Consider the following 14199-nt stretch of genomic DNA (forward strand, 5'->3'; position numbering starts at 1 on the left):
TGAACAAAGCTTTGGTCCCTAGGGCTACAAAATACAATAGTTTCCTTATTCAAGATGGATATAGATTTCGTATCGATCAAAATGACGATGTGTTAGAAGGATAGCATCTACATCTTCAAAAATGTGAAGTGAAACAGTCAATGAAGTCAATGGATTTCTGCGATAATTTCTAGTGAAAGGGACAGGTGAAAGTTTACCAGCTTCACTCAACATCGGATCAATCAGTAATAATTTTCCATTTATTGAGATAATTGATGTAGCATGTCGAATATGCTGTACTGAAATGGGCATAAAAGAATCTCCTCTAAACAATTTAGTAACTACAAAAATAAATTCGTATGTATCTTCCAAAAAAACATATTTGTTTTCTTTTCAAAAATATATGAACCTAGCGTTAAAACACAAGTGAAAAATTGCAAGGCATCCAAAACAGTTTTGGGGTTCAGTTCAACTTTGTTCAAAATGAGATTAATTTTTAGCAGTAAAATCAATTAAAGTATAGCTTTTTTGATCAATTTTTTTATTAAACTAACAAATATACTTGCAACACCTATTATAGTACTGTACAGTACTAATTATGACAAAGGTAAAATTAATGAATCAAAAACGTGTGATTGAAGTAGCTGCAACATTATTTTTAGAAAAAGGGTTTGCTTATACAAGCATGGATGAATTGGTTCGTGTAAGCAAAGTTTCAAAGTCTAATGTGTATTATCACTTCTCTAATAAGGAAGAATTGTTGGAAGGGGTCGTTGATTATTGGATTGAAATGTATCAATCTGCAATTGATGGCTTACTATCTCAAAACCAATTATTAGTAGAAGATCGTATCCAACTGTTTTTAAAGCAATTATCACAAGGAGTTCAGACGAGAGAATATAAGGGGAGCTGTCCATTTATTACGCTTTATATTCAAAGCCCTACAAATGCCACAAAAGTAAAAGAAAAAATAGGTCTTTTTTTTGCAGGATTACAAACGAAAGTTTCTCTATTACTTAAACAAGGGATAGAGAATGGTGAATTTAGAAAGACAATTAATATTGACGAGGTTGCATCTCTTTTTATTACAAATCTTGAAGGAGCGCTATTTATTTCAGAAACACTGAAGGATGCAACTGTTATCATGAAAACAGCAGATCATTTTTTTAACTTGCTTCGATAAAAGAAGCATTTTTTTTACATCAGATTAGTACTAAATAGTACTAAAAGGAGGATTTATATGAGAACAGTATTTTTAACTGGTGGAACAGGTTTTATTGGAAAGCAATTAGTGAAGGAATTAGCCAAAGAGCATGTTACAATTCTTCTATTAGTGAGATCGAAAAGTAAAGCAACACGCATTTATCAAGAAAGAGGCATCTTAAAAGAGGCAGTTATGCACTTTATTGAAGGTGATTTGACGAAAATAGACTTAGGTCTAAGTGCTGAAGATAAGGAGTTGGTATTGAAAACGGATGTGATTATTCACGCAGGAGGCCCCATGGATATTCAAGCGACAAGCAAAGAGGCAGCTTCCGTATTTTTGAATGGTGCCCAACATATTAGTGAATTCGCTAAAAATATTCATCAATTGAAGGGATTGCAACAATTTATTCATGTTGTAGGCTATATGAGTCCCTTTGATGATAAAAATAGCAAGATTGCGATAGATGTGTTTAAAGAAGGAAACAATTTTTTGAAAATAAAAAATCCATATGAGAGAACAAAGTTTTTAGCAGATCTTTATATCCGTCAGCAGGCATCAACAGTAGGTTATCCGCTTTCAGTAATTAATCCACCAACTGTAGTTGGTAGTAGTAAAACAGGGAGTACGGAGCAAACAGGAGGCTTAGGCTTGCTTGTGATGAGTATGCGAAAAGGGCTCATGCCAGTAATTCCTGGAGGTAAGGAATACAGATTACCACTTATTGCAAACGATGAACTAGCAAAGTTTATTGTGCAGGTTTTCAGATTGGAACAACCAACTATACAAACATATACACTTGTTGAAGATAAACAACATGATCAGAATATTTCAGAATTATTAGATGCTATGTCAGAAAGTATGAATATGACTGCACCTAAAATTTCTGCCCCATTGCCAATTATGAAAGCACTTATGAATAGTGGCGTAAGCAAAATAACCCAAATTCCTGCTGATGGGCTGAACTTTATTACAAATCGAACATTTTCAAATGGTTCAGCGAAAAAGATTATGGGAGAAGATTGGTTTAAGGAGACAAATGTAATGAAATTTTTCCCAGCCGTAATAGCTGATCTGGATTATCGCATGATGTATCAAAATGGCCAGCACAGTCATTTATTTAAACGAACATTATGTAATAATACTACCATTTACCAATCACAAGGAGAGGGTAAACCGTTTATTTTATTACATGGTTTATTAAGTGATGGAGAGGATTTATTTCCTTTAGGGAAAGAGCTTCATGAAAAAACGGGTCGACCTGTATGGATCATGGACCTTCCAGGTTTGGGACGTTCTCCTTTTAAACGAGAGAAAAATCTTTTAAATATCTATTTGAATGTATTGAAAAAGCTATTGGAGAAAGCTACTAATGGTGCCCATCTAATTGGCCATTCATTTGGTGCGTATATTCTTTTGGAAGCATTAGTACAAAAGTACATAGATAAGAAGTATACAATTACTTTACTTCAGCCACCTGTTGCTAAAAAAAATGCTAAATCGATAAATGTTCCTCAATTTATGAACAAATGGACATTGAAATTGGCAACTACTAATTTGATAGAGCGTTATTTATTAAGTAATGGTTTATTTGAAAGTACGGAGAGCATCCCTGAACATTATATTGAAAAAATAAGTAACAGTTTTACTTCTCCTAGAATTTTAAATACTACGGTTCAGCTTAACAGTTTACTATTGAAAAACGTTCAAGGTGATTTCAATGAAGTAACAAAGTATAATCTTCGCATTATTTGGGGGGAATATGACAGAGGCTATTCTGCTCCTTCGCATCTGGGTAAGGTTGATTTTGTTCCATATGGTCATCATTTTCCTCTTAACCATCCGAGTGAAACGGCTAATTTGGTAATAAAAAATAGCAGTACTAGCAGATGAGAGTGTGGGATAAATAAAAAGCGTGTAGTATCCTTTAATATCTAAAACAAAGTTGGTCATTTTCTACATGTGCAGCTCCACAGTAGCTATAACTTCATAAATTATCCTGGTTTACTTTAATGAAAGATTATTACGAGTTATGTTTTAGAAGATATGACAAATCAAATTCCAAAAGGACAAATTGACATGCTTTATAAGTCTTTTTTTGAATACTATAATCAATATGAATTTCTTGAAGACCGGATTGCAAACTATAATCATTTCTTTCAGGAATATAAAACCTTTGAACAAGCAAGAAAATTATTATTACAGCTGTTGTCAAATAACCATTATCCATTAAAACGACAGAGTCTTTACACAAAAATAAATCTGACTTTTGAGAAATGAACTTGAAATTTATACAACAAAATTCAATAAAATGAGTTGCATAGACAGCCCTTTTTTTCTTTATTGAACTAAACCAGCTAATAGAAGGTTAATCGTTATTCAATTAAGGGGCGCGATTATGGAACAAGGAAAAGCGTCTTTTTTACGAAAAAAAAGATTGAGTCGAACGTCTTCTTTTGAAATAATTGGTACTAATCAATATGTTAATTAATGGAATAAGATTCGTTAGAAAAAGAATTTTTAAAATATAGGAGGGTCGCCCATGGATAAAAATGAATTAATCTCACTATTCCACAAAGAACTTCGACAAGAGGCTCAAGTAAAAGGTTACATAAGAGAGGAAACAGAACATGTCGTGCGTCACATTTCACAGTTTGGTGAAAAAGGGTTCATTGTCTCATCTAATGTAAACGAAGGCGATGTAAGAGAAATTATTAAGAACGAGTTAAACTATTTTAGTAACCTTGAGCAGGATTTTGAGTGGAAGGTGTATAACTACGACAAGCCTGCTAGTTTGAAAGATATTCTTGAACAAGAAGGATTCACAATAGATGACCCTGAAGCACTAATGGTCATGAAGTTAGATGAACAGCACCCCTTGCTTAATAATGACCGACACTTCAATTTAAAGGAAATAACAGATGAACAAGGCATTCAAGACATTATTGTTCTAGAAGACGCAATCTGGAATGTACCGCATGCTGAGCTGGGAGAAAGACTTTGGAGAGATAAACAGAATAATCCTGAATCCCTATACCTTTATGGAATTTATGAAGATGGTCAGCTTGTAAGTGCAGCTTGGATATGTTTGGAAGAAAACTCCTCCTTCGCCAGCTTATGGGGAGGTTCAACACTACCGTTGTTCCGAGGAAAAGGTTATTATACAGCACTTTTAGCTACTCGTGCAAAAAAGGCATTTGAAAATGGGCATCCCTTCCTTACTGTTGACGCCAGTTCAATGAGTAGGCCTATCCTAGAAAAGAGTGGTTTTCTATGTCTTGCATACTCTTATGGCTGCCAGTCACCTTCTACCAAGTAGTAGAGCCTCTTATTAAAAAACTAGCTAATAGAAGCTCATGTGTTATTCCGTTAAAGGGTGCGATTGTGGAATAAGCGTTTCTTTTCTTATTCAACTAACGGGGTGCGTTAGTTGAAGATTCGCTTTCCGAAATAATCAATCTTTTTTACAAAATAATATTCAAATGTACTAAAAAAGCTCTCATTTTGATCAATGTTTTTTCAAAATGATGGTTTTTCTTCTGTCATTAAGTCAATGTTTGTAGCACCTTCTTAATCAATATTTTTTACAAAGCAACAATCCTAAGATAAACAAATAATAAAGTTTTATAAAAATCATCTCTTCAATTATCCTTTGAGATGATTTTTTTATTGGACATTTATGTTAAAACTGATGTTTATCTTGTGAAGAATTTCTTCCAATCCTTCCACCATATGGTCCACTTTATTAAACAAACTTAACAATTGACCAAATGATTGCTATTCAACGCTATCATAAAATTGGCGTCAAGAATTTAAATAAATGGAGATTACCGGTGAAGGGAGAATAATTGGGGATTTGTGGTATTATATAGTGAGCGAAGAAACAGAATAAAATTTTCCAACGAGCTTCGCAAACAATTGAAATTACCAATAGGGGGTCCTGCCGACAAAATTTAGAAGGATAAATCAGTTCCTACTTTTATAGAATAGGCTGAAATGGTATTTACTTAGGTTATAGTAACAGCTAGGTTTTAATAGTTGAGAATTAAAAGGAGAGATTTCATTATTTATGTTTAAAAATTTTTTTGGAAAGTGCTTAGTAACTTTTTTTGTTTTACTTTTACTTATTCCTGTTTTTACAAATCAAAAGGCTACAGCTAATTCACTACCTCAAAATGAAATGCGTGCAGCCTGGATTGCAACAGTATCTAATATTGATATGAAGGCAGGTATGAGTAAAACCCAATATACTCAATGGGTTCAAAGTACCTTAGACAAATTAAAAGCTGATAACTTTAATACAGTTATTTTTCAAGTTAAGCCATTAAATGATGCACTGTACCCGTCTAAGCTTGCTCCATGGTCATCGTATATAACAGGCAATACACAAGGGACCAATCCGGGTTTTGATCCATTGCAAATAATGCTGGACGAAGCACATAAGCGAGGATTAGAACTTCATGCTTGGGTAAACCCATATAGGGTCACTATGCCTTCGCAATCTTTGACTAATCTTGCTGCCGATAATGTAGCCCGTAAAAATTCTAATTGGGTAGTGAAATACGGTAAACAATACTATTTAGATCCTGGTTTGCCGGAAGTTCAAAATTACTTATTATCAACCATAGAAGAATTAGTAAGCAACTATGATATCGACGCTGTACATATGGATGATTACTTCTATCCTTATAAAATAAAAGGAGAGACTTTTCAAGATCAACAAACTTTTAAAAAGTATGGTGGCTCATTCAATAATATTGAAGACTGGCGCAGAAATAATGTTAATCAATTAGTAAAAAAGGTTTATGCAAGCATTAAGGCAATTAAACCTCATGTTCAATATGGAATATCACCGTTTGGAATTTGGCGAAACAAAGGGCAAGATTCTACTGGTAGTAACACGAATGGAATGAGTAACTACGATGATCTTTATGCTGATACAAGACAGTGGATTAAAGATGGAAGTATCGATTATATTGCGCCTCAAATCTATTGGTCCAGAAATCATAAAGCAGCAAATTACTCTGTTTTATTAGATTGGTGGGGAAGAGAAGTTCAAACATACGCAAAAGTCCATCCTGTTAATTTATATATTGGCATGGCCAATCATAAAGTTGGAAATGATTCTGATACTGCATGGAATAATAAGACGGAACTTATCAGCCAAGTAATCGCCAACAGAGCAAATAAAAATGCTCAAGGGCAAATGCATTTTTCTCTAAGAAGTATTAACAATAACGCTCTTGGATATGCTTCTTATCTAAATCAGCAACTATACAATTATAAAGCTTTAACACCTACAATTTATTGGAAAGGCTCTGCAATACCTTTATGTCCAACTGATGTTAAATTGAGTAAAGAGTCTTTCGGCATGAAGCTTACTATTACAGATGAAAATAGTACTCAACCAAGGAAATATGTAATATACCGATTTGATGGGACAAAAGAAGGATCATATGAAGACGTTAAAAATATAGTAGACGTGGTTTATAACACACAAGGTAATACTGTTTATGTAGATACTATTGCAAATAATAGTAAAATATACACATATGGTATAAAGTCTATATCTGCTACAGGTGTGGAAAGTAAAACTGCTTTTGTTCTAAAAGATGGAAATCCTCACCAGTAGCAATAAAGCCAACACCTGAAGGGCCAGAGCAACCAGAAAAACCTGTAGATTCAAAGCCTGTTGGTAGAAAATAATCGATCTTTTTTATAAAAACCAATCTTAAATTTGAGGGATAAGAATCCATTTTGATCAATCTTTTTACAAAATGGATTCTTTTTATTTATCGTAAAATGCTGGCTTGTGAAGAATTTTTGAACAAACTTTATTTTAAAGCAACATTTTAATGAATTTTTATTAAAAGACTACACTTAATTTTATATGAGTGTCTGCAAGTTCTTGTACATATACAGATGTCCATGTACAGTAGTAGACGAATCCAAGCCCTCCTCCTCGCAAAATAATTTTAGTTTACATAATATAAATTATAGGAAGTTACGTATCAATGAAAAGTATACTAATAATAGTGAGACGAAACAGCTAAAAAAAAGTTAATTTAATTAGTATTGTTGTTTTTCAAGTATAAAATATGGGAACATCCTCAGACGTTCCCGTTCTTAATATGAAATCTGCGTTTACCTGCCTAAGCTCTAAGCTCCTTGTATTTTACTTAGAAATACTATTTGCCCAATATGATATGCATCGTGTAATGCTAAACTCTTCATTTCAAGCACTAATGATCTTTCTCCTGGTATCTGTCGATACAAATCTTCTTGTTCTGCTTTTGCTAGTATTTTTTCAAGTTCACGATGAACTTCATAATATTCTTGTTTTGTTTCATTCCAATTTTGAAGCGTCATCGTTGGTAATCGAAATGTAGATTCGTTATTATCTGCCTGTGGTTCATTCGCTGTATCACCAAAAAATCGCGTCAAAAGTCTGTTTTTATAGAAAAGTAAATGACAAACTATTTCCCAAATGGAATTCATTGCTCCTTCAGTTGGTTTCCAAATTGCCTGTTCAAAAGTAATTTCCTCCAGTACTTTTTTAAGTGCTGGAAACCAGTCTTCTTCATCTAAGCAGCTTGCCCATTGTTGTAACAATAGTGTCTTTGCATCCATTGTTTGTTCCCTCCAGTTTAATCCCTTTAATACATAATCCACTTTGTCAAAATCATATACGGCTAAATATTTGAACTACTTTTACCGACCAAACGTCCATATATCGACAAAGATTTCCTTTTATTTATAATACGTTCGTACTTTTAAGCCCTTTTATGCGCGAAATGATCATAGTCTGCGATTTCGGCTGCAGTTAACCTTCAATTGGAGAATAAAGGTTAAGACATTTATAAATTGTGACTTCTGATAAACCATATTCTCTAGTTTAAATATAAAAACGTTCTTTTTTTTGCATAATTCAATTGATTTATTTATACAAAGAACATATGTTCTGCACTTAAAAAAACAGCACTTAATTATTAATTATAGAAATAATTTTCTGTTGAGCATCTAGAGCTTCAGGGATTGGCATAACAACAAACACATGATTCATTTTCGGATAAACAAAAGTATTGAGTTCAATTCCCTGTTCAGTTAGTTCTTCATCAAGTCTTATTGCATCTGGATATAAACATTCATGCGTTCCAATAAAATGAGTTATCTTTCCAAGTCCTTTAAAGTCACCGAATATTGGACTAATCAATGGGTCTTTTAAATCTTTATCAGCTGCCCATAACTTTGTAATGACTACCATTCCTTCACTTGCTAACATCGGATCCTTTTCTTCATATTCAGCTATAAGTGGATTTTCAAAATTCATATCTACACATGCTGATAATAAAATAATATCTTTCGGTTGAGGCAAATTGTTCATTTTTAAAAAATGTGCTAGGCCAAGTGCTATATTACCGCCTGCCGAATCTCCCATAATCGTTAATTGATTGGAATTTTCAACAGATGCAAGCATTTCTTTATAAAGGTTTAGAATTTTTGGGTACGTATCTTTATAGTTAAAATGAGGTACTTTAGGATAAATCGGAACAATTATTTTCGCATTCAAAGATTGCGCCATTATATCCAAGAACAACCAATGTAAATTTAAAGGTTGATTCGTCCAAGCACCACCATGTATATATAGAATAGCTTTTTGCTTCAAAGACTTTTGGTCATTTAATGTGAAAACCTGTATTCCCTCTAAAATATGCTCCTTAACTTCACTTAAAAGTGTAACATCCTCTCCAATAACATACGGTTTTCTGTTTTCAGTTCCTCTTTCCTTAACAAACTGCTCGGTGTATGCAATACTAGAAAAACTCTCTTTATTACTTTCAGCAATTAACCATTTTTCGAATTGAATACTTTCTTCAGAACGTTCTTCGTTATAAATTGTTACACTCATCTTTAAATTTTCTCCCCTTTAAATAATCATTTTTATCGTCCATTTTGTTTCAAAACACAGAATAATGATATGTAATAGCCGTAAATCTTAGAAGTTTTCAAACTGTTTTACATCTTTATTATACTTTATTATCCTTTTTTTCCTAAATATAAAAAAGCCCAAAACTATTTCTCCACTTTTAAGACAAATAGTTTTGGACTCTTAAATTAAAACAATCGATTCATATACTTTCCTCTAGTTCGTTTAAAGGTTATTAGAATCCCCTTTAAGAGCGTTTCAACAATTTAGAAGTAAGTAAACGACAAGAAGTTTGCAACGTCTTTAGAACGCTATATGTCGCTCTAGGACGTTGCAAACAACTAATTTAGCTTATTTTGTTATACGTGTACCTGCTTTTCCGTCTAATGCAGCTATCGCTTGATCTAATGAACAAATAATTGCCTCTTTACCTAATTTCGCAAATTCTATAGCTGCTTGCATTTTTGGTAACATACTTCCTGCTGGGAATTGTCCTTCTGCAACATACTGTTCAGCTTCTGCTACTGTAATGTGGCTTAATTTTTGCTCATTTTCTTTCCCAAAATTAATATAGACATTTGGTACATCTGTTAGCATCATGAAAACATCCGCAGCCACTTGTTGTGCAAGCTTTAATCCTGAACGATCTTTGTCAATGACTGCTTCAATACCATGTAATTGACCATTGTCTTCACGATATACAGGTATACCGCCGCCACCAGATGAAATAACGATTGTATCATCAATTAAACGTTTAATTTCGTCTATACCATGAATGACTTGTGGTTCTGGTGAAGGGACTACTCGTCTGTAACCCCGTCCTGCATCTTCCGCCATCGTAAAGCCTTGCGCTTCTAGACGTTTCGCTTCTTCCTCCGAGAAAAATACACCAATCGGTTTAGTCGGATTTTCAAACGCTTGATCTTCCTTGGCCACTTCAACCATTGTTAGCAATGTCACCACGTTTGTAGCAATGCCTCGTTCTTTCATATGGTTTTTTAAAGCTGTTTCCATCATATAACCAATGAACCCTTGTGATTCGGCGTTACAAACATGAATTGGTAGTGGTTCAACAACATTTTTAGCAGCTTCGTTCTGAGCAATAATATTTCCCACTTGCGGACCATTGCCGTGTGTGATGACGATTTTATGCCCCGCTTCTCGAATTTCCACCATATGGCCTGTTGCCGACACTACGTTTTTGAATTGATTATCATAAGTTGCTGCTTGTTTTGGCTGTAAAATGGCATTACCGCCCAAAGCAATAACTACACTCTTTCCCATTTCTTTCACTCCTTAATTAACGACATGTAAATGCCATAAAGCGTATCCATCCCAGATGAAGAGCCTACTTCTATAAGACTTTCCATACTTTCTAAAGATGGATCATGCTGTAATGTTGTGATCTTCGAACTAAATACACCATCTAGAGCACATGTTAAAAAGCGCTTACTGACAATGGTCGTTAAAGGTTCCTTGATTAACGCTTTTAAAGTATCAAGATGTTTATGTTCGATAAAATTATTTAGAAAATGACCGTACAATATGCCGACCAGTATATCGTCACCAGTTGGTGTCAAACCTTGTCCACGTCCAATAAAATAACGGAATGTCTTCTCAAGATTTTGAGTTGGGTCATGTAATCTATTGATCAAGGCCAACACACGTGCTCGTTCAAAATCTGTTGAGTCATATGATGTAAATGAAATGCATTGTAAATTTTCTTTTAATTTATTTAGATTTGCATGTTCAAAATCCATATTTAACGGTAGTATTTTTACATTAAACACCATTTCGAAACGGTTATGAAAAAGACGATTATTGCGAAATATTAATGTATCGCCTACCTTAATATTGCTCTTTAACCTTTTTTTCGTTTGAGGATCAAGCAAAATCCCAAACGGAAATGTCCCATTTTCATTGGTACCAATAAATATCAATTCACCATTTCGATCAACAATATTTAACCCTTTTTCAAAAATACTATGCACGGTAAAAGTTTTTCCTTCATTTAATAATTGAAGTGCGATTGAACCAATCGCACTTGCTTGTAAATTCATCCTTTAAAACCTAGCTTTTCAGCATATGCCGTGATTGCCTTCTCAAAACATTCGATTGGCGGATGGACTGTACCAGCACCAATTTGTCCATAACCCGCAATTTTGTGGGCAATACCAGTGTTGATGACTGGTGTGATCCCTGTTTCAACAACTTTCCGTGCATCGATACCTAAACATGCGCCTTTGAAATTCCAAGTTGGAATAACAAAGTTAGGGTTTTCGCTAATACAGATTTCAGTCATTTGATTACTTGTTTCAAGCGCATCATTAAATCCACCAGTACCAACAAAGCGTGTTACTGCAGGGGCTGCAATCATCGCCATACCTCCGACACCGATTGTTTCTGTAATCGCTGAATCACCGATATCAGTGTTTGCATCTTCTGCTGAGTAACCAGTGAAATATAACCCTTGTGGCGTATTAACAGGACCAGTAAACCATTCGTCTCCCATACCAGCAATACGGATACCAAAGTTTTCACCGTTTCGGCACATTGCGGTAACAACTGTACCGTGTTCGATCGTACGTGCTGCATCCATCATCGCTTTGCCAGTCGCCATTGCAATATTTAAGAAAAATTGGTCTGTGTCAGCTAAAAATTGGATTACTTCTGTACGTTGTTCTTTTTCAACGTCTTCTAATGATGCAATGACTGGAGATAGTTCTTTTAAAAATGCAAGTGAAGCTGCAATATTACGCTGGTGGAACTCATCGCCCATTGCAATAGCTTTAGCAATCAATACGTTGACGTTCAAGCCTCCATCAAATGTTTTTAAGGCTTTACTTAATACTGGACCTAATACATCTTTCATCCAGTGTAAACGATTGATAACTTGCTCATTATAAGCGCCGAAGCGTAATACTGCACCAATCCCTTCGTTCATTTGACAGTACGCTTCGTTACCACTCTCTTTGTTAATAACGACAAGGACTGGCATGTTAGGTGAAGTGATACCGCCCATTGGTCCAACTGCATTCACATGGTGACAAGGAATGAACGTAATTTTATCGTTTTCAAGTAAATCACGTGCACCCTCCTCGTCTTTTGCCCACCCTTCAAAAAGGATTGCGCCAACACAGGAACCTTGCATAGGATCTGTCATGTTTTCATATTTAATTGGAGGTCCAGCATGTAATAACACATACTCTTCTAATTCAGGAATGACAGACTTTGCAGGTACAACATCCGTTAAAAATGGTGCTGCTGCTATAATCTTCTGGATAACGGCTTCGTTCGCTTCATTTATTGTTTTGTAACCCATTAGATTGTACCTCCTTCATAATAGTTTAAGAATTGAAGTACTTTCATTAACTTCTCATCGCCACCAGCAATTGGACGCCAGTTAAATTGAACACATTCCGAGCCACTGTTTTGAACAGCTTCCGTAAAGCTTTTTAGCCCAATATTGATCACGCTTGGTTTCATATTGATGAAGGACATAATTTTCTCATCCACTACTAAGCTTTCTTTTGTATAGTCAAATTTTTGTACATCAGTAATAGGTTGTTCCACTTTACCGCCTACAAGTTGGATAGCTGTGCGAACCATTTGATCGTTTGTCTTACAAATAATTGCACCACTTTCTTTTAAAATCTCAATTTGTTTATCATAACCTTGGATGTCTTGTGCTGTACCTACAACCGTTGCAAGCACTGCAAGTTGACGACCATCTTGATGTGCACTATCCAAAATACGTTTGATTGCTGGTGCTAGTTCACTGGCCATATCTTCATGACCACCGTTACCGATTACATTATCAATCATAATAACCGCTGTTTCAGGGTCGTTGACGGATTTTTCTAGCATTTCGATACGTTTTTCAGGATCAATCATCGGGTGTGGTTTACCTTTTGTATAAACATCATCACCTAAATCGATAATTTCATGATGTATTGTTTTTAAAACATAGCTATCGTTCTGTTCTTCCGTTATTGTATCTTTAAAAGCATCTCTCACTAGCATCGCTGCTTCAGATGCTAATGTACCGCCTGAATAATAACCTTTAATACCAACTTGTGATTCTTGTAATAGTACGTTTACATGTTCAGCTGTTGTCGGTTCAAAATTCGGTTTGTCCCCATTTGATAATTGGACAGCTACAACTGCTGCTTCTTCAAGTGTATAAGCATGATAGATGTTCTCTTCTTGATAGGAAGGTTTGTCACCTAAAAATAGCGTAACAACTGGTTTATCAATATTTCTTAATAAGTTTAATACTTTGCGTTGTACTTCCTCTGCAGGTGGTTTGGAGATCACTGTAATTACTTTTACTTTCGGATCTTGATTTAACGCTTTGATGCTATCTAACATCGTAATAGCACCAACTTCCGTCGATAAATCACGTCCACCTGTACCAAGAGCGTTTGTAACACCTTTACCATAACGGTCAATAATTGTTGTGACTTCTTGGATTCCTGTACCAGATGCCCCAACAATACCGATATCACCTTCGTTGACGTTATTTGTAAAGGCAAGAGGCACGCCGTGAATTAGTGCGGTACCACAGTCTGGACCCATCACTAATAACCCTTTTTCATGCGCTTTTTGTTTCAATTTCACTTCGTCTTCTTTCGAAACATTGTCACTGAACATGAATACATGTAAACCTTCGTTTAATGCGTTTTCCGCTTCCATTGCTGCATATTGACCAGGAATAGAAATTAACGCTAAGTTCGGATTGTTCGCAAGCTCCAATGCCCGTTTCCAGTTATGTGCTTCTTGGTCTTTAGATGCGTCTTGTGAATCAGACTCACCTTTTAAAGCGATCTCTACTTCTTCTTTCACTTCGTCTACTTTTTCTTCTTGATCTGTATCTACAACGATGACGATATCATTTGGCTTTGCTTTTTCTAATTCATCCGTGCCTAAGCCAGAAGATTTAAAAATGTCTTTGTTCGCTGGTGTTCCCATCATGATCGATACTTTGTTTACACCATCAATTGCAGACAACTTGTTGGATAAAAGCATTAACACGATGGAATCTTTATAAGTGTTTTCTTTTATAATTGTGTATAACATGATGATCCTC

At 34.9% G+C, this 14199-nt stretch carries 12 protein-coding genes; 5 read left to right on the forward strand and 7 right to left on the reverse strand.

The features are described 5' to 3' along the window. Positions 1–45 precede the first annotated feature (45 nt). Positions 46–291, reverse strand: a complete 246-nt coding sequence (locus ACFTQ7_RS07920) for an MBL fold metallo-hydrolase (protein ID WP_386828031.1) — start codon at positions 289–291, stop codon at positions 46–48. A 304-nt stretch (positions 292–595) separates the two neighbouring features. Here ACFTQ7_RS07920 and ACFTQ7_RS07925 point away from each other — a divergent pair, with 304 nt between their 5' ends. The 5 genes from ACFTQ7_RS07925 to ACFTQ7_RS07945 all read left to right on the forward strand — a co-directional run bounded on the left by ACFTQ7_RS07925 (position 596) and on the right by ACFTQ7_RS07945 (position 6815). Next, positions 596–1162 (forward strand): TetR/AcrR family transcriptional regulator, encoded by a 567-nt coding sequence (locus ACFTQ7_RS07925; protein ID WP_386828241.1) that lies wholly within the window; start codon positions 596–598, stop codon positions 1160–1162. 57 nt (positions 1163–1219) lie between these two features. Further along, the gene (locus ACFTQ7_RS07930; protein WP_386828032.1) at positions 1220–3076 is read left to right on the forward strand and encodes an alpha/beta fold hydrolase; all 1857 of its coding nucleotides are present in this window, start codon (positions 1220–1222) and stop codon (positions 3074–3076) included. A 129-nt stretch (positions 3077–3205) separates the two neighbouring features. Further along, positions 3206–3463, forward strand: coding sequence for a YxiJ family protein (locus ACFTQ7_RS07935; protein ID WP_386828242.1), 258 nt, complete (start codon positions 3206–3208; stop codon positions 3461–3463). A 262-nt stretch (positions 3464–3725) separates the two neighbouring features. Then, positions 3726–4502 (forward strand): GNAT family N-acetyltransferase, encoded by a 777-nt coding sequence (locus ACFTQ7_RS07940; RefSeq protein ID WP_386828033.1) that lies wholly within the window; start codon positions 3726–3728, stop codon positions 4500–4502. A gap of 750 nt (positions 4503–5252) precedes the next feature. Then, a complete protein-coding gene (locus ACFTQ7_RS07945; RefSeq protein WP_386828034.1) occupies positions 5253–6815 on the forward strand; it encodes a glycoside hydrolase family 10-like protein in 1563 nt (520 codons plus the stop codon). 527 nt (positions 6816–7342) lie between these two features. On the opposite strand, the gene ACFTQ7_RS07950 is transcribed toward ACFTQ7_RS07945, so the two are convergent. From ACFTQ7_RS07950 to ACFTQ7_RS07975, 6 genes are all read right to left on the reverse strand, one after another. Further along, the gene (locus ACFTQ7_RS07950) at positions 7343–7813 is read right to left on the reverse strand and encodes a DinB family protein (RefSeq protein ID WP_386828035.1); all 471 of its coding nucleotides are present in this window, start codon (positions 7811–7813) and stop codon (positions 7343–7345) included. A 352-nt stretch (positions 7814–8165) separates the two neighbouring features. Continuing rightward, positions 8166–9092, reverse strand: a complete 927-nt coding sequence (locus ACFTQ7_RS07955) for an alpha/beta hydrolase fold domain-containing protein (protein ID WP_386828036.1) — start codon at positions 9090–9092, stop codon at positions 8166–8168. A gap of 369 nt (positions 9093–9461) precedes the next feature. Continuing rightward, positions 9462–10394, reverse strand: coding sequence for a carbamate kinase (arcC, locus tag ACFTQ7_RS07960; RefSeq protein WP_386828037.1), 933 nt, complete (start codon positions 10392–10394; stop codon positions 9462–9464). 5 nt (positions 10395–10399) lie between these two features. Then, positions 10400–11170, reverse strand: coding sequence for an oxamate carbamoyltransferase subunit AllH family protein (locus tag ACFTQ7_RS07965; protein WP_386828038.1), 771 nt, complete (start codon positions 11168–11170; stop codon positions 10400–10402). Beyond that, complete coding sequence (locus ACFTQ7_RS07970) at positions 11167–12432, reverse strand: YlbE family protein (protein WP_386828039.1); 1266 nt, start codon at positions 12430–12432, stop codon at positions 11167–11169. Before ACFTQ7_RS07970 ends, ACFTQ7_RS07965 begins: the two co-directional genes overlap by 4 nt. Next, entirely contained in the window at positions 12432–14189 is a 1758-nt protein-coding gene (locus tag ACFTQ7_RS07975) for an acyl-CoA synthetase FdrA (protein WP_386828040.1), read from the reverse strand. The genes ACFTQ7_RS07970 and ACFTQ7_RS07975 overlap by 1 nt, the downstream gene beginning before the upstream one ends. Positions 14190–14199: the final 10 nt, after the last annotated feature.

This window comes from Lysinibacillus sp. NPDC056959 (genome assembly GCF_042674095.1).
Taxonomy (GTDB): domain Bacteria; phylum Bacillota; class Bacilli; order Bacillales_A; family Planococcaceae; genus Lysinibacillus; species Lysinibacillus zambalensis.